This is a genomic window from Pseudomonas sp. NFACC42-2 (genome assembly GCF_900116055.1).
Classification (GTDB): domain Bacteria; phylum Pseudomonadota; class Gammaproteobacteria; order Pseudomonadales; family Pseudomonadaceae; genus Aquipseudomonas; species Aquipseudomonas marginalis.
Window position 1 is genome coordinate 100,278 of record NZ_FOZO01000009.1, and the last position, 25,301, is coordinate 125,578.

Consider the following 25,301-nt stretch of genomic DNA (forward strand, 5'->3'; position numbering starts at 1 on the left):
GCGCCTGCCTCACCAGAACGCACGCCGGCCGCGATGCTTGATAACACCGGTGGCGCTGAAAAACAGTTGCGTGGCCATGGGCGGGCTGATGCGCGAATAGTAGATCGCGATGGCCTCGTTGTCGGTTTTGTCGAGCAGGCTGCGAAAACTCATGAAGCGCTGCTCCGGCCTTTTCAGATGGCCGGCGTTGTAGGGTAAATCGGGGTCCGTGGGCGACGAGTAATGAAAGTGCGCATAAGCCAGAACCTTGCCCTGCCTGTCCTTGACCACATACTCCTGCAGGAAATCATCCACCCGCTTGAGCGCAATACGCCCCTCGATGCGCAGTATCTGCACCTGATCCCGGGCCTGGAGCCAGGCAATCCCATCCTCATCGGGCGGCAAGCGCTTGATCATCTCGATGCGTAATCCTCGCCCCTGCTCCAGAGAGTCGCTGGCGGCCTGTTCCAGCTCATCGAGCAGCGCCTGGGCCGCGGTATCCGGCGTTGACGGCAGCGCCTTGCGGATCTTTTCGGCAACCGCCTTGATGCCCTCGGACTGCCGCGTCAACCGGGCTTCGACGCTGGCCGGCAGCGTGGCACTGCGCGCTTCGTCGCGGGCCTGCTGCAGCACCAGCGGTGCCCTGGCCAACAAGCGGCGCGCGTCGGCCTTGAGGTTTTCCAGGGAACGCGTCGGCCGCGGCATCAAGGCGCCAGCCTCGGTGATCGCTTCGAACGCATCCGAACCCGGCTGTTGATGCAGGCTGACTACCACGGCCTGGTCAATCGGGTTGATGACATCAACGATGTCTTCGGTCGCTTCCGGCGTGCGGGCACGAACCCGCCCCAATTGATAGCGCTTCTTCGAATCGCGGATCAGCCGTTGATCGGCTTCAAGGGGGCGTACCCGGTCGGGCTGAGGGTTGCGCTCGTGCTCACGCAGCAGCTTTGCCAGGGCGATTCTCGACTCCTGTTCCAGGCTGAGGATCGTGGCTTGCACCGGCACCTCGGCATCCCCATGGATCAATTCCGGCGCGACGGCGCGGTATTCATCCAGAAGCGCCAGGGTTTTCGCGTATTCGTGCAGCACCGCCCGGGTGCCGTCGATGCGCTGTTGCACACTCAGTACGCCTGGCTCATCGATGGTTTTCTGGGACTGGGCCGACTGGATCGCCTCATCCATGGCCGCGTCGATCCGACTGAAGTCATCCTGTTCTTCAGGCAGGCGCAGCCGGCGCCACAGCTGCTCCTTGAGCACCTGCAACTGCACGGTCCGCCAGTCCAATGGCAGCCCGTATGAGGACGGTTGCAACTCACCGATGTAGGACTTGTAGGCAGGAATGTTGAGCAACCGCTCGTAATTGACCCGTTCCCAGAAGCTCAGGTTGACCATCTTGTCGTGAAACTCGCCGATCCTGCGGCTCTCTTCGGTCAAGGTCCCGATAACCGCCTGGGCCGCGGTCGCGTCCTCCCCCGCCACCTGCTCCGACAATTGCGCGAGATGCGCTGCGGAAAACTGCTCCTCACGGCGACTGAAGGTCAGCACGAACATCTGCCGGCGCATGTTCAGCACGATATCTTCCAACTGCAGGCACTGTTCCCGTTCAAAGCCGTCCAGAGGCTTGTTGGCGTTTCTGCGCATCAGCACATTGAGTTTTTTCTGTTGCACATCGGCCTTTTTTTCCAACTCGCGCAGGTAGCGCGCCCGAGCATCGCGCCGGTGCTGCTCGGTGAAGGCCGCCTCGGAGGTCAGGTGCGCCTTCTCACACAGGTCTTCGGCCGCGGTAACGACACGTTCGAGGCTCTGCAATTCGCTGCTTGCCGCGCTGTATTCGCGCTCAAGCTCAAGCTTTTTCTGCTCGATGTGGGCACGCCGCTGGGCCACCGTGCTCTTTGGCTGCCCGCCAACCAGACGCAGGCCCAGGTCGACTTTCCACACCCCATGGGCATCCTTGCCCAGCCACGGACCGAGACGTTGGGGTTGCCGCAGATCGACGACCCGCCAGCCATCCCTGACCGCCCTCACGCCATAGACTTTGCTGTCTATCAAGGTGTACTGCTCGTGACGGGCCGCACCGCCGTCGCGCTGGACCAGCACCCGACCACGCACCGGGCTGGCCGCCGAGGCCAGTGTCGGCGAGTCGGGCCAACGCTCGCCCTGCCTGGGTGACCATTGGAAGGTCTCGAGCTGGGTACGCTGCTGGGTCGTAAGCCTGGACCTCGAGTTGGCCCAGGAAAAATCCATTGCCGTGACGTCGGCGAACGAACGCTGCCAGGCAAACGTCGACGCCGAGTGACGCGTGTGACTGGCCGGGATCAAGTCATGTGCCTGGGCACTGCCCGAACTCAAGCGCAGCCGTTGATCCAGCGTGACCACCGGGCTCATCAGCAGGCCGGCCACGCTGCCGATCAGCTCGGCGAAGGCATTGGCGGAATCTTCGCGGCTCGTCTCGACCGGCAGCGCCAGCACCGCCTGGAATGTCCTGAAGGTCTGGGACAACCAGCCCGCCACCGCCACCGGCCCCCTGACCATCGGCAAAAGCGCATTGAACACTTGCCACAGATCATTCTTGAACAGGGTCCACCGCAGCGCCTCGTTGGAAACCGACTGCTTGACGGCGCGCTGCCACAGGTCTCGGGCGTTTTCATCGAAGACGCTCTCAAGGAACTCGCCACGCACCGCTTCGTCACTCAGCAGCGCCGGGCTCGATGCGGGCAGCATGTCGAACTCATCGCCCTGCAGCACACGCTGGACATGGGGACGCAGAAAACCGCCGTTGGCAAACAGGGCACGGCTGTCCTCCGGTAAACGCTGCAGCACCACGCGTTGAAGATCGCTGCCCACCGTTGCGATCGCGTCGAGCAACGCCTGGCGGCTGGAGAATTGTTGCAGCATCGCGTCGGTTTGATCCGGCCGGTAGAGAATATGCGGCAACGTGCTGTTGTCGCGGGGACCGATGACAAACAGGTTGTGCGCTTGATGGGCCAGCCCGCCTGCATGGGCCAGGAATGCCAGTGGCCTGGCGACGATCACCTCATCGTCGACCACACGCTGGCGCGGATCTTCCCGCAGCAGCGCGTGCACCACCCGAGCGCCGGATCGGGTAAAGCCGTTGCGTTGGCGCAGGCTGTTTTCAAGGGCGCGCATCGGCAGTTGCAGCGCCATCTGAGCGACAAACAAGCGGCGGCGCCGTGCAGACTGCGTCGGGTCGGCGATCAGTGCGTGCTCCAGCAACGGCGGATAGTGCTTGCCCACGTCCACCCGTTCGATCAGCCCCTTGAGATAGGCCGGCGTGACCCAGCGCGGCACGTTACCTGGCGTGACCTGGTGGCTGATGTGCACACTGGCATAGGCGGTGGCGAAGGGGTTTTCCAGCGACCACTGGGTCAAGGTCCGGGTGGTCCGTTGCGTCCAGCCAACCGTGCCGCCCTGGGTGCGCTCGAAGGTCAGGAGGTAGTCGTCCGGGTTGATGGGGGCTTGCGTTGGATGATCCAGCCCCATTTGCCGTTGCAGCGCCTTGCGCGCGTACACATCGATCGGCTCGAGGCCATCGAGGAACATTGCACCGCCGGTGCTGCGTTGCAGGCGCGCCAGGCGCTCCAGCCACTGACCGTAAGCCAGGCGATCCGCGCTGCTGGCCCGCTGCAACCAGACCGGCAGCTGTTCTTCATGAGGTTGTTCGAGATAATCCGGGTCGAACCAGGCCAGTGGCGAGGTGAGCGTGGTGAACAGCTGTTCATAGCTGCCGAAGTCGGGCAGTGCCGACCAGTCAACCCGGCGCACATCGCGAAGTTGTCGTTCGAGCAAGGCCTGGGCCAACGCATCGAACACATCGCCCTCGGGCTCGCGCAGTACCCATTGCAGCGGCGCCCCTGGCCGGTAGCGGCTCATATAGCGCGGCAGCAGGTCACCCAAGGCGTCCAGGGACTCGAGCTGCAACAGGTTCATCACCGGGATATAGACGAGGGTGACCTGTTGCCCCACGACCCGACGCTGCAAGACCAACAGCGGCAGCCATTCGCCTGGGTCCCCGGCCTGGGCCGCATAGACTTGATAGATATGCAGCGCATCGGCGCCACCCAATGCCTCTCGATCCGCCCGATACCCCCAAAGCTGCTGTGCCTGCTCATCGCCCAGCCCCAACAGCAATCGCGCCTGCTCCCGCGTCAATGGCGGATTCTGCCGCGCCGTGAGCAGGCATGCCCGTAACTGGCTGCTGACCGCGTGCCAACGGCTGTCGGCCGAACCGGCCGACACGCGCGCGTTCCAGTATTGCACCAAGCGCTCGGCAAAACCCGCCAACACGTCGGGCGCCAGGGTGTTGAGCATCCACTCGACATCGTCCACGGTGATAGCGCCGGTCGCCGGTTGGAACACCTGCGGTGCAGACTGCACCAACAGCACATGGTGGCCTGGCGTGTAGTTCAGCGCCTCGCCAGTCATGCAGCGCTTGATCAGCGCATCGCTCAAGGTGATAAGCGGCATGTGGCGGCGGCCGGTCGAGGTTGGCTGGATCACGCCGATCCAGCTGTTACCGGCCTGCAGGCCGGACCCGGCAAACCACTGTCCGATCCATTCCTGGATCATTGCGCGGGCCACTTGGGTCAGGCTCAGGCGCCGGGCGAAGACCTTGGATAAATAGTCGCGAGACGTCCGCGCCTGGAAAATCTCCGGGGGAATAACCTTTGAAGCACTCATGGGGCGCATCCTGATGACGAAGTGCGCGCACGGTAAAACGCGGGCCGGCCTCCCAGACGGTAGATAAATCGCGAAAAACGACGTCCATGCGTACTGAAAGCGCTACAGTGGAACGATATCGCTACAACCTTGTTATTTGCGCGCCATGCAAGGCTTTGATCCACATAGGCTTTTTTTCGACCGCCGGAGTGTAGCGAAATCGCTACACACAAAGGCGCTATCGTTATAACCGTTTTTAACAAGCCATTGATTAATAAAGGATTAATCACATTGGCCGCGATATTGCTAAGCAACTCCCCATTATTCCAATCCCGTCCACCAGACGAATCTGGCCCTGAGGAGTTTCCATGAGCGAGTTGCGTTTCACTGAAGATCACGAATGGCTGCGCGCCGAAGCTGACGGCAGCGTCACCGTGGGTATCACCGCTTTCGCACAGAACGCGCTGGGTGATGTGGTTTTCGTGCAACTGCCGGAGTTGCAGGCCTACGACAAGGGCGCTGAAGCGTCCACCGTAGAATCGGTCAAGGCCGCCAGCGGCGTGTACATGCCGTTGGACGGTGAAGTGCTGGAAGTGAACGACAAGCTCGATGGCAGCCCGGAACTGGTCAACGAAGACCCGATGGGCGAAGGCTGGTTCTTCCGCTTTAAACCGGCCGATGCCGGTGCGGTAGCTAAACTGTTGGATCAGGACGCGTACGACCGCCTGATCAAAGCCAACGCCGAAGCCTGAGGAGCGCGCCATGACCATCAATCTCAGCACCGCCAATGAGTTCATCGCCCGCCACATCGGCCCGCGCCAGGAAGATGAGCAGCAGATGCTCGCCAGCCTGGGCTTCGATTCCCTGGAAGCCCTCAGCGCCAGCGTGATCCCGGAAAGCATCAAGGGCACCAGCGTGCTCGGCCTGGAAGACGGCCTGGGCGAAGCCGAGGCCCTGGCCAGGATCAAGGCCATCGCCAGTCAGAACCAACTGTTCAAGACCTACATCGGCCAGGGCTACTACAACTGCCATACGCCGTCGCCGATCCTGCGCAACCTTCTGGAAAACCCGGCCTGGTACACCGCCTACACACCGTACCAGCCAGAAATTTCCCAAGGCCGCCTGGAAGCGCTGCTGAACTTCCAGACCCTGATCAGCGACCTCACCGGCCTGCCGATCGCCAACGCCTCGCTGCTCGATGAAGCCACCGCTGCCGCCGAGGCCATGACCTTCTGCAAGCGCCTGAGCAAGAACAAGGGCAGCAATGCCTTCTTCGCCTCGGTCCACAGCCACCCGCAAACCCTCGACGTACTGCGCACCCGTGCCGAGCCGCTGGGCATCGACGTGGTGGTGGGCGATGAGCGCGAACTGACCGATGTCAGCCCGTTCTTCGGCGCCCTGCTGCAATACCCGGCCAGCAACGGTGACGTGTTCGACTACCGCGCGCTGACCGAGCGTTTCCACGCCGCCAACGCCCTGGTCGCCGTGGCTGCCGATCTGTTGGCCCTGACCCTACTGGCCCCGCCGGGTGAGTTCGGCGCCGATGTGGCCATCGGCAGTGCGCAACGCTTCGGCGTGCCGCTGGGCTTCGGTGGCCCGCACGCGGCGTACTTCTCCACCAAGGATGCGTTCAAGCGCGACATGCCGGGGCGTCTGGTCGGTGTGTCGGTAGACCGCTTCGGCAAGCCGGCCCTGCGCCTGGCCATGCAGACCCGCGAGCAACATATCCGTCGCGAGAAAGCCACCAGCAACATCTGCACCGCGCAAGTGCTGCTCGCCAACATCGCCAGCATGTATGCCGTGTACCACGGGCCCAAGGGCCTGACCCAGATCGCCAAGCGCATTCACCAGCTGACCGCGATGCTCGCCAAGGGCTTGACCGCCCTGGGCCTCAAGGTCGAGCAGGCACACTTCTTCGACACCCTGACCCTGCACACCGGCGCCGACACCGCCGCACTGCACGACAAGGCCCGCGCCCAGCGCATCAACCTGCGCGTGGTGGACGCCGAGCGGGTTGGGCTGTCGGTCGACGAAACCACTACCCAGGGCGATATCGAAACCCTGTGGGCAATCTTTGCCAATGGCAAAGCCCTGCCGGACGTCAACGCCACGGTGGACAGCCGTCTGCCCGACGCATTGCTGCGCCAGTCGCCGATCCTCAGCCATCCGGTGTTCAACCGTTATCACTCGGAAACCGAGCTGATGCGCTACCTGCGCAAGCTGGCGGACAAGGACCTGGCCCTGGACCGCACCATGATCCCGCTGGGCTCATGCACCATGAAGCTCAACGCCGCCAGTGAAATGATCCCGGTGACCTGGGCCGAGTTCGGTGCCCTGCACCCGTTCGCCCCGGCCGAGCAAAGCGCCGGCTACCTGCAACTGACCTCCGACCTGGAGGCCATGCTCTGCGCGGCCACCGGGTATGACGCGATCTCCCTGCAGCCGAATGCCGGTTCCCAGGGCGAGTACGCCGGCCTGTTGGCCATCCGTGCCTATCACCAGAGCCGTGGCGAAGCACGTCGCGACATCTGCCTGATCCCATCGTCGGCCCACGGCACCAACCCGGCCACCGCCAACATGGCCGGCATGCGTGTGGTGGTTACCGCCTGCGACGCCCGTGGCAACGTCGACATCGAAGACCTGCGCGCCAAGGCCATCGAGCACCGTGAGCACCTCGCCGCGCTGATGATTACCTACCCGTCCACCCACGGCGTGTTCGAGGAAGGTATCCGCGAAATCTGCGGGATCATCCACGACAACGGCGGCCAGGTGTACATCGACGGCGCCAACATGAACGCGATGGTCGGCCTCTGCGCCCCAGGCAAGTTCGGCGGCGACGTGTCCCACCTGAATTTGCACAAGACCTTCTGCATCCCCCACGGCGGTGGCGGCCCGGGCGTTGGCCCGATTGGCGTCAAGTCCCACCTCACTCCGTTCCTGCCAGGCCATGCGGCCATGGAACGCAAGGAAGGCGCGGTCTGTGCCGCACCGTTCGGCAGCGCGAGCATCCTGCCGATCACCTGGATGTACATCAGCATGATGGGCGGGGCAGGCCTCAAGCGCGCTTCGCAGTTGGCGATCCTGAATGCCAACTACATTTCCCGTCGCCTCGAAGAGCACTACCCCGTGCTCTACACCGGCAGCAACGGCCTGGTGGCGCACGAATGCATCCTCGACCTGCGCCCGCTGAAGGACAGCAGCGGCATCAGCGTGGATGACGTGGCCAAGCGCCTGATCGACTTTGGTTTCCACGCCCCGACCATGTCGTTCCCGGTGGCGGGCACGCTGATGATCGAGCCGACCGAAAGCGAGTCCAAGGAAGAACTGGACCGCTTCTGCGACGCGATGATCGCCATCCGCGAAGAAATCCGCGCGGTGGAAAACGGCACCCTGGACAAGGACGACAACCCGCTGAAAAACGCACCGCATACCGCGGCGGAACTGGTTGGCGAATGGAGCCACCCATACAGCCGTGAACAAGCGGTGTACCCGGTCGCTTCGTTGATCGAAGGCAAGTACTGGCCACCGGTTGGCCGGGTCGACAACGTGTTTGGTGATCGCAACCTGGTGTGTGCGTGCCCGTCGATCGAGAGTTACGCATAACCCGACTGGCTGAGCGCGGTCAAAAATGTGGGAGGGGGCTTGCCCCCGATGGCAGAGTGTCAGTCACCAGAACTTTCTACTGACCCACCGCTATCGGGGGTAAGTCGAATCGTCGCACCGCCCCTCCCACATTGACCGCGTACACCCAATACATAACAAGAAACCGGAGAACAACTCATGTCCTTAAGCGTGTTCGACCTGTTCAAGATTGGCATCGGCCCCTCCAGTTCCCACACCGTCGGCCCCATGCGCGCGGCCGCGCGATTCGTCGAGGGCCTCAAGCGTGACAACCTGCTGAGCGCCACCACCGGCATCAAGGTGGAACTCTATGGCTCCCTCGGCGCCACCGGCAAAGGCCACGGCAGCGACAAGGCCGTGCTGCTGGGCCTGGAAGGCGAACACCCGGACACCGTGAACACCCAAACCGTGGCCGCACGCTTGGCGCAGATGCGCGGCGACGGTCGCTTGAACCTGCTCGGCGAACACAGCATTGCGTTCAACGAGAAAGAACACCTGGCGATGATTCGCAAACCCCTGGCCTACCATCCCAACGGCATGATTTTTCGTGCCTTTGATGCGGCGGGGATCCAGATCCGCAGCCGCGAGTACTACTCGGTGGGCGGCGGTTTTGTGGTGGATGAAGACGCCGCCGGTGCGGACCGGATCGTCGAAGACGCCACACCGCTGACGTTCCCGTTCAAGCATGCCAAGGACTTGCTCGGCCATTGCACCACCTATGGGCTGTCCATCAGCCAGGTGATGTTGACCAATGAAAGTGCCTGGCGCCCGGAAGCGGAAACCCGTGCCGGCCTGTTGAAAATCTGGCAGGTGATGCAGGACTGCGTAGAGGCCGGCTGTCACAACGAAGGCATCTTGCCCGGCGGCTTGAAGGTCAAGCGTCGTGCCGCCGCCTTGCATCGCCAGTTGTGCAAGAACCCGGAGTCGGCCCTGCGCGACCCGCTGTCGGTGCTGGACTGGGTCAACCTGTACGCCCTGGCCGTCAACGAAGAAAACGCCAACGGCGGGCGCGTGGTCACGGCGCCCACCAACGGCGCGGCCGGGATTGTGCCGGCGGTGCTGCATTACTACATGCGCTTTATCCCCGGCGCGAATGAAGACGGTGTGGTGCGCTTTCTGCTCACCGCTGCCGCCATCGGCATTCTCTACAAGGAAAACGCCTCCATCTCCGGCGCCGAAGTCGGTTGCCAGGGTGAAGTCGGCGTGGCCTGTTCCATGGCCGCTGGCGCGTTGTGCGAAGTATTGGGCGGCCCGGTTTCCCAAGTGGAAAACGCCGCCGAGATCGGCATGGAACACAACCTCGGCCTGACCTGCGACCCGATTGGCGGCCTGGTGCAGGTGCCCTGCATCGAGCGCAATGCCATGGGCTCGGTGAAGGCCATCAATGCGGTGCGCATGGCCTTGCGTGGCGACGGGCAGCACTTCGTCTCACTGGACAAGGTCATCCGTACCATGCGCCAGACCGGCGCCGACATGAAAAGCAAATACAAGGAAACCGCCCGTGGCGGTTTGGCGGTCAATATTATCGAGTGCTGACGCCTAAAGGCGCGCCGGCACGTTTTTCAGGAGCTGAACATGTCCACCGAAACCCTGTTGAAAACCCCATTGCACGCCCTGCACCTCGAGCTGGGTGCACGCATGGTGCCCTTCGCCGGCTACGACATGCCGGTGCAATACCCACTGGGCGTGATGAAGGAACACCTGCACACCCGTGAACACGCCGGGCTGTTCGACGTGTCCCACATGGGCCAGATCCGCCTGACCGGCGCCAATGCCGCCAAGGCCCTGGAAACCCTGGTACCGGTCGACATCATCGACCTGCCGGTCGGCATGCAGCGCTACGCCATGTTCACCAATGAACAGGGCGGCATCCTCGACGACCTGATGGTGGCGAACCTGGGTAACGACGAACTGTTCCTGGTAGTCAACGCGGCCTGCAAGGACCAGGACCTGGCGCACCTGCGCCAGCATATCGGCGAGCAGTGCCGCATCGAGCCGCTGTTCGAAGAACGCGCGCTGCTGGCCCTGCAAGGCCCGGCCGCAGTGAAGGTATTGGCGCGCCTGGCCCCGGAAGTCACCCGGATGACCTTCATGCAATTCGCCCCGGTGCGCCTGCTGGGCGTGGACTGCTATGTCAGCCGCTCGGGCTACACCGGTGAAGATGGTTTTGAAATCTCCGTGCCTGCCGCCAGCGCCGAAAGCCTGGCGCGCAGCCTGCTGGCCGAGGACGAAGTGCAGGCCATCGGCCTGGGCGCCCGTGACTCGCTGCGCCTGGAGGCCGGTCTGTGCCTGTACGGCCACGACATGAACACCGAGACCACCCCGATCGAAGCCAGCCTCCTGTGGGCTATCTCCAAGGCCCGTCGTGCCGACGGTGCGCGTGCCGGTGGCTTCCCGGGTGCCGATCGCATCTTCACCCAGCAGCAAACCGGTGTAAGCCGCAAGCGCGTAGGCCTGCTGCCCCAGGAACGCACACCTGTACGTGAAGGCGCAGAGATCGTCGATGCACACGGCAGCGTGATCGGCAGCGTGTGCAGCGGTGGCTTTGGCCCGAGCCTGGGTGGCCCACTGGCCATGGGTTACCTGGACAGCGCATTCACCGCACTGGACACCGAAGTCTCTGCGTTGGTGCGTGGGAAAAAAGTGCCACTTCGTGTAAGCAAAATGCCATTTGTGCCGCAACGTTACTACCGTGGCTGATTGAATGTTCCTATAAGTAACGCGGTTGCGTTAACGTGCACTAATCTGTAACGCAACCGCCATAAAACAGTGCAGCAACGATAGGCATTATTATAGGAATTAACCTATAACAAGTGACCCATTCTATCGAATAAGTCGGTTCCACATTATTCAACGAAGTGTCATGAAGCCGAGCAAAACCTGGGCTTTTGCCAGGGCTTGTTTTTTCTCCATTAGTTGGCGTAGAGTTTGCCCACTGTGTTTGCATGGGTCGCTTGGAACCTGGACCTGGGCAGTAGCTGAAGTAGTTGTGCTACAACCCGTTCGACGTCTCTTACTTTCCTGCAACCCAGCCCAGTACTCTTTCATGTGAAAGGGGCTGTCATTAATTTTTAGCGTCAAGGAAATAAGAAAATGGCTGATCGTCAGAGCGGTACCGTCAAGTGGTTTAACGACGAGAAAGGGTTTGGTTTTATCACTCCAGAAAGCGGTCCGGATCTGTTCGTGCATTTCCGCGCTATTCAAGGCAACGGCTTCAAAAGCCTGAAGGAAGGCCAGAAGGTCACCTTCGTTGCAGTTCAAGGCCAGAAAGGCATGCAGGCTGACGAAGTACAAGCAGAAGGCTGATCCTTCCTGCGACAAAAAGCCCCTGACATGACATCAGGGGCTTTTTTATGGGCGCTATTCCGTAAAATGATTTTTTTCCTCTGAGAGCCCTGCCATGTCCAAACCCTTGCTGAGTCCCCAAGGCGAGTTCCCCGCCGTTGGCCTGGGCCGTCGCCTGGCAGCGATGTTCTATGACTTCCTGTTGTGCACCGCGCTGCTGATCGTCACCGCGTTTATCTACAAGCTGGTGTGGATCGCGTTCGTGGGCGAAGCCAGGATGCGCACCCTCACCGAATCTGGCGCACTGGACGGTGACCCGCTGCTGTCGACGATTCTGTTCTTTGTGCTGTTTGGTTTCTTTGCCAAGTTCTGGACCCATTCCGGGCAAACCCTGGGCATGCAGGTCTGGGGCGTGCGCGTGCAAAACGCCGACGGCTCGCGGATCAGCCTGTGGCAGGCGCTGTTGCGCTTTGTGGTGTCGATTGCGTCGTGGTTATGCGTGGGGCTGGGGTTTGTCTGGTCGTTGTTCGACAAGCACAAACGCAGCTGGCATGACATCTACTCGGATACGCAGTTGGTGCGCATCCCGAAGCAAAAGAAATAACCCGCTGCCTGAACGAAATCAAAATGTGGGCGGGGGCTTGCCCCCTCCCACATGTTTAACCGAGCTCGCCTCGATTCAGGCGTTACCCGCCAGCTTCAGGCGCGCAGCCTGGGTGAAATCCAGCATGCGCTTGAGCGGTCGCACGGCGTGAGGAATCACCGACGGCTCGACGAAGATCTCGTTACTGCCCTCACGCAGGCACTGCAGCGTGCGCTCCAGCGTATTCATCGCCATCCACGGGCAGTGCGCGCAACTGCGGCACGCAGCACCGTTACCGGCCGTGGGCGCTTCGACGAAGACCTTGTCCGGGCACAGCTGCTGCATCTTGTAGAAGATGCCGCGGTCGGTCGCCACGATGAAGGTCTTGTTCGGCAGCCGCTGTGCCGCCGCAATCAACTGGCTGGTGGAGCCCACCGCGTCGGCCAGTTCGATCACCGAGGTCGGCGATTCAGGGTGCACCAGGATCGCTGCGTCCGGGTACAGCGCCTTCATGTCTTCCAACTGCTTGGACTTGAACTCCTCGTGGACGATGCACGCACCGTCCCACAGCAGCATGTCGGCGCCGGTCTGGCGCTGGATGTAGGTACCCAGGTGCTTGTCCGGGCCCCAGATGATAGTCTCGCCGTTGTCCATCAGGCTTTCGACGATTTCCAGCGCGCAGCTGGAGGTCACCACCCAATCGGCCCGGGCCTTGACCGCCGCCGAAGTGTTGGCATACACCACCACGGTGCGCTCGGGATGCTGGTCGCAGAACGCCGAAAACTCATCCACCGGACACCCCAGGTCCAGGGAGCAGGTGGCTTCCAGGGTCGGCATGAGGATGCGTTTTTCGGGGGTGAGGATTTTGGCGGTCTCGCCCATGAAACGTACACCGGCGACCAGTACGGTCTTGGCCGGGTGGGCTGCGCCGAAGCGGGCCATTTCCAGGGAGTCGGAGACACAGCCGCCGGTTTCTTCGGCCAGGGCCTGGATCACCGGATCGCAATAGAAGTGGGCAACCAGCACCGCGTCCTGAGCCTTGAGCTCGGCAGCGATGGCGGCACGCAGGCTCGCCTCTTCCTCGGCGCTGAGGGCCTTGGGCTGCTTGGCGTCGAGGTGGGCTTGAACCAGTAGGCGTTCGGAAATGTGCGTCATGTTCGCAAGACCTGCAGGCGCAGTAGCGCGAAAGTCGAGTGTACCACCGGCTCTGGAGCCCTTCGGGCGCCGCCGGACGAAGTGATTGTGTTCATCAAGCACGGGTAAAGGTGAAGCTGCGCAAGGCTACAGAATATCCAATGGTTTCAAAAGCCTAATCTGGCTTTGACGCGTGCGCCTGTCGATTAAAAACCGCAATGGTACCTTGGGTCTCCCCCGCCTTCAGAAATCACCTCAAGCACATAGCCGTCAGCGGGCAGAGTTCATGCAGCAAGTTCGTTCAGACCGTTTTGGAAAGAGGCTCAAACTGGCATTGGTACAGGGCGTCCTTGAGGTTGCTTTCGAACTGCTCAAGACCGTCGTAGATGTTTTGCAGCCCTTCGATCTGGGCTTTCAGCTCGAGCTTTTTATCGGCAATGGCCTGGTTGGCCAAATCCCACGGCAGCTCCAGGCCCCGGTGGTCCTGAAGAATCGCCTGCATTTCCTTAAGCTTGAAACCCAGCTGCTGAGCACACTTGATGAACGTCAACAGCTCAACGCATTGCTGGTTATAAACCCGATACTTACCTTCGCGCACGGGCGGCGGCAGCAAGCCAATGTCTTCATAGTGGCGGATCGTCTTGACGGTAGTACCCGATAGCTGAGCGGCTTTGCCGATATACATGAAAAGTCCTTTTTTGGCACAAGAGTGGGGAGAGCACTTTGGCGCGCCGCATCTTCACACATGTCTACGGGGTCGGAAACTCGAAGGTGTCAAAAGGCAATGTATCGCAGGGATGAAGCCGACATCGCCTGCTGCAAGGCGATGCCGGGCAATCGGGGTGTCAGCGACCAGCGATAGCCTGGGCTTGCTTGAGCCAGGCTTCGCGCAGGGAGGCGTCGGAACCGAGGATTGGCCCGAACGTGAGGGTCTTCAATGGTTTGATGCCGCAGAACTCCAGGGTGGTCTTGCGCACCTGGTGCAGGCCCGGCATGCGGTAGACCCACTTGTAGTACCACGGCGGGGTATCCATCGTGACCAGCAGGTGAGCCGTGCGCCCCTTCAAAAGCTTGTCGGGAAAGGCATTGCCTTCGCGGTACTTGAAGGCAAAACCGGGAAGGAATATCCGATCGAAGAAGCCTTTCATCAGGGCCGGAATTCCGCCCCACCAGATGGGATAGACAAACGCCAGGTGCTCAGCCCACGTGATATCGGCCTGGGCCTTGAGCAGATCGGGCTCCAGCAACTGAACCTGTTTGTAGCCATCGTGCAGCACTGGATCAAACCGCAGTGCATCCAGGCGTAACAGACGCACATCGTGCCCGGCCTCTGTGGCCGCCTTCACATAGGTGTCGGTCAATGCCCCACAGAAACTGTCGGTTGAGGGGTGCCCCAGAATCACCAGTACTCGCTTGCTCATCATCACTTCATCCTGAAAAAGTCGAGCGGGCAGGATAGGGTGTGCCCGTAACAGGAGAGTCAACAGGGAGGTTTGCCAAATGCTGGTATAGCTTGGGTGCATTGCGCACCGGCAGGTAAGCACCAAATCGCAGGCAAAAAAAAACCCGGAAATCCTCACTTGCGTGGGCCTTCCGGATTTTCTAAACCGCCAAAAATGGTGGGTCGTGTGGGATTCGAACCTACGACCAATTGGTTAAAAGCCAACTGCTCTACCAACTGAGCTAACGACCCGCTGTGTGGTGGCGCGTATAATACTGATTTCTAAGGATTATTCAACACCTTATTTGAAATAAATCAGAAATAACGCGTCGGGTCCGTAATTCCGGCCATTTGGAAGCCCTCTGCACGCAGTCGGCAGCTGTCGCATTTCCCACAGGCACGGCCGTCATCGTCTGCCTGATAGCAGGAAACTGTCAGCGAGTAATCGACACCGAGTCCTACGCCAACCTTCACGATAGCGGCCTTGCTCAGGTTTTGCAGCGGTGCCTGGATCCGGAAACCCTGCCCTTCTACCCCGGCTTTTGTCGCCAAATTGGCCATACGCTCGAACGACTCGACGTATTCGGGGCGGCAGTCCGGGTAGCCGTTGTAATCAAGGGCATTAACCCCGATGAAGATGTCCCGGGCATTCAGAACCTCCGCCCAGCCCAGGGCCAGGGACAGGAACACGGTGTTGCGTGCCGGTACGTAGGTGACCGGGATGCCTTGGGTGGGCCCCTCAGGGACGTCGATAGCGCTGTCGGTCAAGGCCGAGCCCCCCATGCCGTCGAGGTTCAGGCCAATCACCTTGTGTTCGACCACGCCCAGGTCTTGGGCAACACGGACGGCGGCCTCCAGCTCGGCGCGGTGACGCTGGCCGTAGTCGAAGCTCATGGTGTAACAGCTGTAGCCTTCGGCGCGAACCATGGCCACTAACGTCGCGGAGTCGAGGCCACCGGACAGCAGGATGACCGCGCGCTTTTGATCAGTCATCTCAGCGCCCCGGTTCGTCGTTCCACAGGTATTTATGCAGCTGCAATTGCAGGCGTACGGGCAGGTTATCGGCAACCACCCAGTCGGCCAGATCGCGCGCGTTCAGGTCGTGGTGGCTGGGAGAGAACAATACCTCACCGGCACGGCGGTCAAGGCCGTACTGGATCAACTTGGAATTGGCCCAGTCGTAGTCTTCACGGGAACAAATCACGAACTTGACCTGATCGTTGGGCGTCAGCAGTTCGATGTTCTCGTAGCGGTTGCGGTGCACTTCCTTGGAGCCCGGCGTCTTGAGGTCAACCACCCGGCTGACACGCGGGTCTACAGCGGAAATATCCAGGGCCCCGCTGGTTTCCAGGGAGACCTCGTAACCGGCATCACACAGCTGTTTGAGCAAGGGGATGGCGTTGGGCTGGGCCAGGGGCTCGCCACCCGTTACACAGACGTAGCGGGGCCGGTAGCCGGCAACCTGCTCCAGGATGTCTTCGAGGGTGCGCACGGTGCCGCCACTGAAGGCGTAGGCGCTGTCACAGTATTGGCAACGCAAGGGGCAACCGGTCAGGCGCACAAAAACCGTGGGCAGGCCAGCGGTTCGCGTTTCACCCTGTAACGAGTAAAAAACTTCGGTGATGCGTAATGTGTCTTGCATAGTCGCCACGGGCGTAACAGCTAAACAGGCTGTCCGCCTCCGTCAGGCACTTCAAGGAACCCCGCCAACGCGTAGGCCCCAGGAAGCGTGTGTCATAAAAGGGCGTGGATTCTAACGAAAAAACCCGCGCCAGGCGCGGGTTTCTTCTAAACGGCTGCATCGCTTACAAGCGTTGCAGATCCCGTTGGGCCAACTGTGCAGCGGAGGTACCCGGATACTGGGCTACGACCTGCTGCAGAATGCCTTTGACCTTGTCGGTATGACCCAGGCGGCGTTCTACGTCAGCGAGTTTATACAGCGAGTCGGGCACCTTGGCGTGCTTGGGGTACAGTTGACTGACCTTGGCAAATGCCTGGCCCGCCCCCTGCAGATCACCCTTTGCCAGATTCACCTCGCCCAACCAGTATTGGGCGTTGCCCGCGTACTGGCTGTTTGGGTAGCGGCCCAGGAAGGCGGTAAAGGCTTTGCTGGCCTTATCGAAATCCTTGGCCTTGATCAGGTCGAAGGCTGCATCGTAATACAGCTTTTCCTTCGCCGGATCACCCGGCTCACTGCTGGCGGCAGGGGCTTGGCTCGCAGCGGCGGCCCCTGCTGCTGCACCACCGATAGCCGCGCTGGGCGCGCCACCGGCAGAAGAATTATCAGGAGTAGCGGCAGGTGTAACACCGGCTCCTATACGTCGATCAAGATCCTGGTAACGCTCCAGGCCTTCCTGCTTCAGCTGACGCACCTCATTTTGCAGAACTTCAATGGTGCCTTGTTGCTGCGCCAATTGATCCTGCATGCGTTGCAGCTGGTTGAACAGTTCGCCCTGTGCCGAGGGAGCGGACGTAGCCGCCCCCCCAGCATAGGCGCCGTTCGTGCCATAACCCGCTGGCGGATAGCTGCTCCCGCTATTGTTATAGCCAGAGTTGCTGTCTTCCACAGGAACCGCAGCCCACACCGCAAGCGGGGCGAGGCTGAGAGCCAATACAGTTAGAGCACGACGGCACGTTCGCATGACGAATTACTTACGCAGTTCGACGCGACGGTTTTGAGCCCAGGACTGCTCGTCGTGGCCAGTAGCAACTGGACGCTCTTTACCGTAGGAAACCAGTTCCAGTTGGCCTGGAGCAACACCTTGCAGTACCAGGTAGCGCTGAACGGCTTTCGCACGACGCTCGCCCAGTGCCATGTTGTACTCACGAGTACCACGTTCGTCAGTGTTACCTTCCAGAACAACGCGAGCGCCGTTAGCTTTCAGGTCCTTCGCGTGAACGTCCAGAGCGCGCATGGCTTCTGGTTTCAGGTCCGAACTGTCGTATTCGAAGTAGAAAGTGGTGATAGCGCGCAGAGCAGCTTCTTCGCTCAGGGAGCCGTCAACTGCACCAGTGTTAGCGCCGTAACCAGCGTTTGGATCAACAGCTGCGCCTTCACCGGCATTGTCGCCGCCTTTAGACGAGCAACCAACGGCTACGGACAGAGCCAGAGCCAGAGCAGCAAACTTACCAAACTTCAGCATTTCCATCGTGAAACTCCTAATGAACCCCAGTGTGTTAAGTACTTCTTTTTGTAGCGCCGCGTCAGTTCAGGTAAGGGGACCAGGACGGTTCTCTGACTTCGCCTTGTGCGGTAGGAAGCGGGAGCCTTACGCGTCCATTAATGGACACGAGCATCAAGACTCCCCGGCCCTGCTGGCGGGTGGCGTAGATTACCATGGTGCCGTTGGGCGCAACAGTAGCTGACTCATCAAGGTTGGTATCTGTGAGGATTTTTACCGTTCCACGCTGCAAATCCTGGGCCGCAACCCGGAAATTAGTGAAACCATCCTGACGGTGAATCATCACCAACGTCTTTTCATCAGCCGAAAGCTTAGGATTGGCGTTGTAGTTACCTATAAAGGTCACGCGTTCCGCACCCCCGCCGCCAACGCTCGTCTTGTAGATCTGTGGCTTGCCGCCGCGGTCCGAGGTGAAGTAGATGGTCGAACCATCCTTGCCCCAGAACGGTTCGGTGTTGATACCAGGACCGCTGGTCACGCGGCTGATCTGGCGCGAAGCCATGTTCATCACGTAGATGTCCGGGTTGCCGTCCTTGGACAGTACGAATGCCAGGCGCGAACCATCCGGCGACCAGGCCGGTGCACCGTTGAGGCCTTCGAAGTTGGTGATCTGCTCACGACGGCCAGTATCGATGTGCTGGACGAAGATACGCGGACGCTTCTGTTCGAAAGACACGTAGGCAATACGCTTGCCGTCCGGCGCGAAGCGCGGCGACAGGATTGGCTCACGGGATTGCAGCAAGGTCACTGCCCGCGCACCGTCGTAGTCCGAACGCTGCAGGGTGTAGCGAGTGTTGTCTACGGAGAAACGCTCGGCCGTTACATAAAGCAGACGCGTCGAGAACGCACCCTTGATACCGGTGAGCTTTTCAAACGACTGGTCCGAGATGTAGTGGGCCATGTCGCGCAGTTGTTCGGCGGTACCCGATACGCTGCCGGTCAGGACCTGCTGCTCGGTGGCCACGTTGAACAAGGTGTACTGGATCTGCAGGCGACCGCCGGCCGGCGTGATGCTGCCGACCATCAGGTACTGCGCGCCCACCGCTTTCCAGTCACGGAAGATGACTTCGCTGGCCTGGGTGGGCTGGCTGATCATGTTGCCTTTCGGAATCGGTGCGTAGTAACCGGAATTGCGCAGGTCGTCGCTGACGATCTGGGCCATGTCGTCCGGCAGCACGCTGCCGCCCTGCCAGCCAAACGGCACTACCGCGATCGGGGTGGCCCGATCGCTGCCGCTGGTGACCAGGATGTTCTTTTCATCCGCCGCCGCTATCCCTGCCATACAGCAAATAACGACAAGCATTCCTCGAAGAAGGTTTCTCACAAGGCTAGATCCTCAGGTGTGAATGTCATCTTGAATGAACGATAGGGAGCGAAGTCGCTTGGTTTCATTCCCTGCATCTCGGTCAACCGGCCAATATTCTTGACCGCGGCAACCGCCGAACTGTCGAACGAACCGTCACCACTGGACTTGGCCACGCTGACCGAAGTCACCGTACCGTCCGGCAACATGCCGATCTGCAGCACTACTGTCATGCCTTTGCGCGCCGAAGGTGGACGTGTCCAGCCTTCTGCTGCCCGCGCCCGAATCAGGTCGTCGAAACTGCCCGCGACTTCATCGCCACGTTCATCGGCCAAGGCTTGCTGACGCTGCGGCGTGTCGGAGAGCAAATCTGCCAAGGCCTGGGCCTTTTTCTCTTCGGCGGATTTACGCGCTGCTTCCTGGGCCTTTTTCTTGGTGGCATCGGCGGCAGCTTTCTTCTTCGCGTCGTCGGCGATTTTCTTCTTCGCCTCGTCTGCTTCAGCTTTTTTCTTGGCGTCTTCGGCGGCTTTTTTCTTCGCGTCTTCGACTATTTTCTTCTTGGCGTCTTCAGCGGCCTTTTTCTTGGCCTCTTCTTCGGCAGCCTTCTTGGCTTCTTCTTCAGATTTCTTCTTGGCTATATCAGCCAATTGTTTCTCTTCAGCTTTTTTAGCTTCGGCAGCTTTCTCGGCTTTCTTGGCTTCATCAGCCTTTTTCGCCTCGTCGGCCTTCTTGGCTTCGTCAGCCTTTTTCGATTCCTCGGCCTTTTGAGCCGCCTCTTCTTTCTTTTGTTCCGCAGCAGCCTTCACCGCTTCCTGCTCGACCTTCTTCTGTTCCATCTGTTCGACTTCAGTCTGGCGCGCAGCCGACTTCTGGGCCTCACCCGCAATCTTCTGATTGGTCTGGGTGGTGGCCTGGCTTTTCGATTTCAGCTGATACAGGGTCGCCTGCACGATCGGCTTGGCTGGCGGCAGGTCCGGGGTCATGGCAAAGCTGACGAACAGCATGCCAAAGACCAGGACGTGCAGGGCAATTGCCCAGACGCTAGGCCAGAAGAAGCTTTCCGAGGCGGACGGCTCTCGCTGTTGGTGCATCAGGGCGCCTCGGTAATCAAGCCAACGTTACCGACGCCGGCCTTCTGCAGCCCGCCCATGGCGCCCATGACGGAACCGTAGTCGACCGACTTGTCGCCGCGGATGAACACCTGGGTGTGCTTGCCGCCTTCGTTGCCGGAGCGAATGATCTTGGTCACCGCATCGGTCATCGCCGGCAGGGTCAAGGCTTTGTCCTGCTGTTTCTGCGTGTCGACTTCGCTGCCAAGGTTCCAGTAATAGGTCTTGTCAGCCTTGATCGAAATGGTCAGGACCTGAGTGTTGTTGTCCTGCGGCAAGGCTTCACTGGAAACCTTGGGCAGATCAACCTTCACGCCCTGGTTGAGCATCGGCGCGGTCACCATGAAGATCACCAGCAGCACCAGCATCACGTCGATGTAGGGCACTACGTTCATCTCGGCGACCGGCTTGCGCTTTTTGCGAGCTCGAGCGATTAAAGCCATTGGGAATTACCTGCTTATTCTTCGCTGGTGTGCACTTTACGGTGCAGGATCGCCTGGAATTCATCGGCGAAGGTGTAGTAACGGCCGATCAACGTTTCGCTGGTGGCGGCAAAGCGGTTGTAGGCAATTACTGCGGGGATAGCGGCGAACAGGCCGATCGCGGTGGCGATCAGGGCTTCGGCAATACCCGGGGCCACGGTGGCCAGGGTCGCTTGCTGGGCCTGGGCCAGGCCGCGGAACGAGTTCATGATCCCCCACACGGTACCGAACAGGCCGATGTACGGGCTGACGGAACCGACGGTAGCGAGGAACGGCAGGCTCTGCTCCAGCTTCTCTTCTTCACGGGAAATGGCGACGCGCATGGCACGGGCCACGCCTTCCATGACCGCTTCCGGATCAACACCCGGCTGTTGGCGCAGGCGCGAGAACTCCTTGAAGCCGGCGCGGAAGATCTGCTCGACGCCCGAATCCGGGTCCGGGTTGCTGCCGGCCTGGCGGTACAGCTTGGACAGGTCGATACCCGACCAGAAGCGCTCTTCAAAGCTCTCCAGGGCACGTCGACCGGCGCGCAGCAGGTTGCTGCGCTGAAAAATCATGACCCAAGAGGTAACCGATGCGGCTACCAGGGTCAGCATCACCAGTTGAACCACGACACTGGCATTGCTGACCAGGCTCCACATGGAGGAATGGTCGACGACGGTAGGTTCCACGCTAAATCTCCTGCTTTGATTGTTTACCCGCGCCGCTCACGGCGGCAAAGGCCGCACGTAGAGTTTCGGGAATGGCCCGAGGTTTCAAACTGTTGGTGCGCACACACGCCACCAGGAACTGCCCCTCACAGAGCAGCGTTGCATCCGTTGCCCGCCTGACCTGCTGCTTGAAACGCAGGCTGGCACGGTTCAATTCGATTACTTCAGCGCTGACCAGCAACTCGTCGTCCAGTCGCGCCGGTGCGTGGTAGCGCGCCTCGCTGGAATGCACGACGAATAACAGGTCCTCCCCTGCCAGCTGGGATTGGGCAAAGCCCAGCTCCCGTAGCCGCTCGGTACGAGCCCGCTCCATGAACTTGAGATAATTGACGTAATACACGATGCCGCCGGCATCGGTGTCCTCGTAATAAACGCGACAGCGATGTGCGAACGACTGATCCCCGTTTTGCGCGCGCATACTCTAGTGCTTACTCCTCAGGTTGCCAATCCGCTGGGGCAACTGTTTTTTCATTCTCGAAAAACATATCCAGTGACTGAATGACGACGCCAGCCACTAGGACAGCACAAACATCGAATAAATCGACTGGCGTGAAGCTTTTAATCGTCCACTGCATCAAGGAATTCGTCTACCACGGGCATCTCACCCAATCGTGACGGAATGTTTAGCCCGAAGTGCAGATAGGCATGGCGCGTCACCACCCGCCCCCTTGGCGTGCGCATGATATAGCCCTGCTGGATCAGGTACGGCTCCAGCACATCCTCGATGGTATGGCGCTCTTCACTGATGGCCGCCGCCAGGCTGTCGACACCTACCGGACCGCCGTCGAACTTCTCGATCATGGTCAAGAGTAGACGTCGATCCTGATGATCGAAGCCGTGCTCGTCCACATCCAGCAGGTTCAGGGCCAGGTCCGCCACGGCCTTGGTGATGTGCCCCTTGGCCCGGACTTCGGCAAAGTCACGCACGCGACGCAACAGGCGGTTGGCAATCCGTGGCGTGCCCCGGGCCCGACGGGCAATTTCGAACGCGCCTTCCGGGTCCAGGGGCAAGCCAAGAATACTGGCCGAACGGCTGACGATGGTCGCCAGATCGGCGGTACTGTAGAACTCAAGACGTTGAACAATGCCGAAACGGTCTCGCAGCGGGTTGGTCAACATGCCCGCCCGCGTAGTCGCGCCCACCAGCGTGAACGGTGGCAGGTCGAGCTTGATCGAGCGGGCCGCCGGACCTTCGCCGATCATGATGTCGAGCTGGAAATCTTCCATCGCCGGGTACAGGACTTCCTCGACGATTGGCGAGAGCCGGTGGATTTCGTCGATAAACAGCACATCGTGGGGCTCAAGATTGGTGAGCAAGGCAGCCAAATCACCTGGCCGCTCCAGCACCGGGCCGGAGGTGGACTTGATCGACACGCCCATTTCCTGGGCAATGATGTTGGCCAGGGTGGTTTTACCCAGCCCCGGCGGTCCGAAGATCAAGGTATGGTCCAAGGACTCACTGCGCCCGCGCGCGGCCTGGATAAACAACTCCATCTGCTCGCGCACGGTGGGCTGGCCGATGTAGTCGGCAAGGCTCAGGGGGCGGATGGCGCGGTCCTGGACTTCTTCACGGTCACGAGGCCCGGTGGCCGCGATCAGACGATCAGCTTCAATCACTTAAATCATTCCCTTCAGGGCTCGGCGGATCATGTCTTCGCTGCTCAGGTTCTTGTCCTTGATGGCCGAGACGGCCTTGCTGGCCTCCTGGGGTTTGTAGCCCAGGGAGATCAGCGCACTGACGGCGTCGCTTTCAGCACTCGCGACCTGGCCCGCCGGCATATCCGGCTGGTTCGGCACCAGAGCGAACATGCTCGGCACCACCTCCCAGGCCTTGAAGCGGTCCTTGAGTTCTACCAGCAGGCGCTCGGCGGTTTTCTTGCCCACGCCCGGCACCTTGGTCAGCGCCGAGGTGTCCTGGGCCGACACGGCACGTACCAGCTCATCCACTTCCAGGCTCGACATCAACGCCAGGGCCAATTTAGGCCCCACGCCATTGAGGCGAATCAACTCGCGGAAGAAGTCGCGGTCACGCTTGCCAATGAAACCATAGAGTAGTTGCGCATCTTCGCGCACCACCAGATGGGTATGCAGCGTTATGGGTTCACCGACCGACGGCAGGCGATACAGGGTGGTCATGGGCACTTCCAGCTCATACCCCAGCCCGTTTACATCCAGAATCAGGTGCGGCGGCTGTTTCTCAGCCAGGGTGCCGCGCAAGCGTCCAATCACGGTTCAGATCCTTAAAGCTTGGGGTCAGAGCGAGGCCTGACCGGAAATAACGATTGCGCTGATGCTATCAGAGACGCAGGCGCCCGCCACGACTGCGTGCCGTGCCCAAGCCGTGAGGCAGCAGGCTGGAACGAGTGTGCGCATGGCAGATGGCAATAGCCAGGGCGTCGGAGGCATCGATCTGCGGCTTTGAGGTGAGCTTGAGCATGTGCATGACCATCATCTGCACCTGCTCTTTATTGGCCGCGCCGGTGCCGACCACGGCCTGTTTGACCTGGGTCGCGGTGTACTCGGCGATCTCCATGCCCTCCTCGGCGCCGGCGACGATGGCGGCGCCACGGGCCTGGCCGAGCTTCAACGCCGAATCTGCGTTTTTTGCCATGAACACCTTTTCGATGCCCATGGTCACCGGTCCGTAGGTCTGGATCACTTCACGCACGCCGCGATAGACGATCTGCAGGCGCTCAGCCAACTCGCCTGCGCCGGTACGGATACAGCCCGAAGCGACGTAGACGCAGCCGCGCGGGGTGTGTTGCACCACACCAAAGCCGGTGATGCGCGAACCGGGGTCGATACCTAGGATTAAAGTCATAACGCCTGCAGGTCGGATAAACACATTTTTTGATACACCGTAGTTCTAATGTGGGAGGGGGCTTGCTCCCGATGGCGATCGTCCAGTTAGACATAGGCTGACTGATACACCGCCATCGGGAGCAAGCCCCCTCCCACATTTGGATCTACGTCATTCTTCAGCCTAGCTGTTCGGCCACGGATTCCGGGATGTCGGCGTTGGAATACACGTTTTGTACATCATCCAGGTCTTCGAGCATATCGAGCATCTTCAGCACTTTCTGCGCACCGTCCAGGTCCAACTCGGCACTGGTGGTCGGCAGCATCACGATCTCGGCGTCGGAGCCTTTGAAACCGGCCGCTTCCAGGGCGTTACGCACGGCGTAGAAGCCGGCGAACGAGGTAAACACGTCGATGGAGCCATCTTCATTGGTCACCACGTCGTCGGCATCCGCCTCCATCGCCGCTTCCATCAGTGCATCTTCATCCACACCCGGCGCGAAGGAGATCTGCCCCTTGCGTTCGAACAGGTAGGCCACCGAACCGTCTGTCCCCAGGTTGCCGCCACACTTGCTGAACGCATGACGCACGGCGGCGGCAGTACGGTTGCGGTTATCGGTCATGCATTCGACCATCACCGCCACGCCACCCGGGCCGTAGCCTTCGTAGGTCAACTCGACCATGTCGTCGGTGTCGGCAGCGCCGGCCCCACGGGCCACGGCACGGTCGATAATGTCGCGACTCATGTTCGCACCGAGGGCCTTGTCCAGCGCCAGGCGCAGACGCGGGTTGGAGCCCGGATCACCACCGCCCTGGCGGGCAGCGACTGTCAGCTCACGGATCCACTTGGTAAAAATCTTGCCTTTCTTGGCATCCTGACGCTCTTTGCGGTGCTTGATGTTCGCCCACTTGGAATGGCCAGCCATAACACAACTCCGAAATTCTCTAGAAACCTTATCAACCCCACCCCGGGTGGGATACACCCCTTGTAACGCA

Annotated in this window: 23 protein-coding genes and 1 tRNA gene; 6 read left to right on the forward strand and 18 right to left on the reverse strand. The window is 60.6% G+C overall.

Annotation, left to right across the window (positions count from 1 at the left end; translation table 11 throughout):
* Nucleotides 1-9: 9 nt before the first annotated feature.
* Complete coding sequence (locus tag BM416_RS17980) at nt 10-4,677, reverse strand: hypothetical protein (RefSeq protein WP_092488932.1); 4,668 nt, start codon at nt 4,675-4,677, stop codon at nt 10-12.
* A 347-nt stretch (nt 4,678-5,024) separates the two neighbouring features.
* Here BM416_RS17980 and gcvH point away from each other — a divergent pair, with 347 nt between their 5' ends.
* From gcvH to BM416_RS18010, 6 genes are all read left to right on the forward strand, one after another.
* Nucleotides 5,025-5,408 carry a glycine cleavage system protein GcvH gene (gene gcvH, locus BM416_RS17985; protein ID WP_010208126.1) on the forward strand — a complete coding sequence of 128 codons (384 nt, stop codon included), beginning with the start codon at nt 5,025-5,027 and terminating at the stop codon, nt 5,406-5,408.
* A gap of 10 nt (nt 5,409-5,418) precedes the next feature.
* Complete coding sequence (gene gcvP / locus BM416_RS17990) at nt 5,419-8,259, forward strand: aminomethyl-transferring glycine dehydrogenase (protein WP_092488933.1); 2,841 nt, start codon at nt 5,419-5,421, stop codon at nt 8,257-8,259.
* 177 nt (nt 8,260-8,436) lie between these two features.
* Nucleotides 8,437-9,813, forward strand: a complete 1,377-nt coding sequence (locus tag BM416_RS17995; protein ID WP_092488934.1) for an L-serine ammonia-lyase — start codon at nt 8,437-8,439, stop codon at nt 9,811-9,813.
* 39 nt (nt 9,814-9,852) lie between these two features.
* Nucleotides 9,853-10,977: a glycine cleavage system aminomethyltransferase GcvT gene (gene gcvT / locus BM416_RS18000; protein WP_092488935.1), complete on the forward strand. Its 1,125-nt coding sequence runs from the start codon at nt 9,853-9,855 to the stop codon at nt 10,975-10,977.
* 393 nt (nt 10,978-11,370) lie between these two features.
* On the forward strand, nt 11,371-11,583 hold the full coding sequence (locus tag BM416_RS18005; protein ID WP_014339904.1) for a cold-shock protein: 213 nt from the start codon (nt 11,371-11,373) through the stop codon (nt 11,581-11,583).
* A gap of 94 nt (nt 11,584-11,677) precedes the next feature.
* Nucleotides 11,678-12,166: an RDD family protein gene (locus tag BM416_RS18010; protein ID WP_065925902.1), complete on the forward strand. Its 489-nt coding sequence runs from the start codon at nt 11,678-11,680 to the stop codon at nt 12,164-12,166.
* 75 nt (nt 12,167-12,241) lie between these two features.
* Here BM416_RS18010 and nadA read toward each other — a convergent pair whose 3' ends face one another.
* From nadA to BM416_RS18095, 17 genes are all read right to left on the reverse strand, one after another.
* Nucleotides 12,242-13,300, reverse strand: a complete 1,059-nt coding sequence (gene nadA / locus BM416_RS18015) for a quinolinate synthase NadA (protein WP_027605549.1) — start codon at nt 13,298-13,300, stop codon at nt 12,242-12,244.
* 280 nt (nt 13,301-13,580) lie between these two features.
* Entirely contained in the window at nt 13,581-13,964 is a 384-nt protein-coding gene (locus BM416_RS18020; RefSeq protein ID WP_092488936.1) for a MerR family transcriptional regulator, read from the reverse strand.
* Between the two features lie 160 nt (nt 13,965-14,124).
* Nucleotides 14,125-14,703, reverse strand: a complete 579-nt coding sequence (locus BM416_RS18025) for an NAD(P)H-dependent oxidoreductase (RefSeq protein WP_092488937.1) — start codon at nt 14,701-14,703, stop codon at nt 14,125-14,127.
* Nucleotides 14,704-14,896: 193 nt separating this feature from the next.
* Nucleotides 14,897-14,972: transfer RNA gene (locus tag BM416_RS18030), tRNA-Lys, on the reverse strand.
* Nucleotides 14,973-15,035: 63 nt separating this feature from the next.
* Nucleotides 15,036-15,713 (reverse strand): 7-cyano-7-deazaguanine synthase QueC, encoded by a 678-nt coding sequence (queC, locus tag BM416_RS18035; RefSeq protein ID WP_092488938.1) that lies wholly within the window; start codon nt 15,711-15,713, stop codon nt 15,036-15,038.
* Nucleotide 15,714: 1 nt separating this feature from the next.
* Nucleotides 15,715-16,362: a 7-carboxy-7-deazaguanine synthase QueE gene (gene queE / locus BM416_RS18040; RefSeq protein ID WP_027605545.1), complete on the reverse strand. Its 648-nt coding sequence runs from the start codon at nt 16,360-16,362 to the stop codon at nt 15,715-15,717.
* 163 nt (nt 16,363-16,525) lie between these two features.
* Entirely contained in the window at nt 16,526-17,362 is an 837-nt protein-coding gene (gene ybgF, locus BM416_RS18045; protein ID WP_027605544.1) for a tol-pal system protein YbgF, read from the reverse strand.
* A gap of 6 nt (nt 17,363-17,368) precedes the next feature.
* On the reverse strand, nt 17,369-17,869 hold the full coding sequence (pal, locus tag BM416_RS18050; protein ID WP_003209827.1) for a peptidoglycan-associated lipoprotein Pal: 501 nt from the start codon (nt 17,867-17,869) through the stop codon (nt 17,369-17,371).
* 55 nt (nt 17,870-17,924) lie between these two features.
* Nucleotides 17,925-19,205 carry a Tol-Pal system beta propeller repeat protein TolB gene (gene tolB / locus BM416_RS18055; protein WP_043293513.1) on the reverse strand — a complete coding sequence of 427 codons (1,281 nt, stop codon included), beginning with the start codon at nt 19,203-19,205 and terminating at the stop codon, nt 17,925-17,927.
* 17 nt (nt 19,206-19,222) lie between these two features.
* A complete protein-coding gene (tolA, locus tag BM416_RS18060) occupies nt 19,223-20,296 on the reverse strand; it encodes a cell envelope integrity protein TolA (RefSeq protein ID WP_053135848.1) in 1,074 nt (357 codons plus the stop codon).
* On the reverse strand, nt 20,296-20,748 hold the full coding sequence (gene tolR / locus BM416_RS18065; RefSeq protein ID WP_161793227.1) for a protein TolR: 453 nt from the start codon (nt 20,746-20,748) through the stop codon (nt 20,296-20,298). Before tolR ends, tolA begins: the two co-directional genes overlap by 1 nt.
* Before the next feature lie 23 nt (nt 20,749-20,771).
* Nucleotides 20,772-21,467 carry a protein TolQ gene (gene tolQ, locus BM416_RS18070; RefSeq protein ID WP_015885609.1) on the reverse strand — a complete coding sequence of 232 codons (696 nt, stop codon included), beginning with the start codon at nt 21,465-21,467 and terminating at the stop codon, nt 20,772-20,774.
* Nucleotide 21,468: 1 nt separating this feature from the next.
* The gene (ybgC, locus tag BM416_RS18075) at nt 21,469-21,924 is read right to left on the reverse strand and encodes a tol-pal system-associated acyl-CoA thioesterase (RefSeq protein WP_032890914.1); all 456 of its coding nucleotides are present in this window, start codon (nt 21,922-21,924) and stop codon (nt 21,469-21,471) included.
* 140 nt (nt 21,925-22,064) lie between these two features.
* Nucleotides 22,065-23,123: a Holliday junction branch migration DNA helicase RuvB gene (gene ruvB / locus BM416_RS18080; RefSeq protein ID WP_003175801.1), complete on the reverse strand. Its 1,059-nt coding sequence runs from the start codon at nt 23,121-23,123 to the stop codon at nt 22,065-22,067.
* Nucleotides 23,124-23,735, reverse strand: coding sequence for a Holliday junction branch migration protein RuvA (ruvA, locus tag BM416_RS18085; protein ID WP_003175802.1), 612 nt, complete (start codon nt 23,733-23,735; stop codon nt 23,124-23,126).
* A gap of 67 nt (nt 23,736-23,802) precedes the next feature.
* The gene (gene ruvC / locus BM416_RS18090) at nt 23,803-24,327 is read right to left on the reverse strand and encodes a crossover junction endodeoxyribonuclease RuvC (RefSeq protein WP_024077147.1); all 525 of its coding nucleotides are present in this window, start codon (nt 24,325-24,327) and stop codon (nt 23,803-23,805) included.
* 157 nt (nt 24,328-24,484) lie between these two features.
* Nucleotides 24,485-25,231, reverse strand: coding sequence for a YebC/PmpR family DNA-binding transcriptional regulator (locus BM416_RS18095; protein WP_027605539.1), 747 nt, complete (start codon nt 25,229-25,231; stop codon nt 24,485-24,487).
* Between the last annotated feature and the right edge of the window lie 70 nt (nt 25,232-25,301).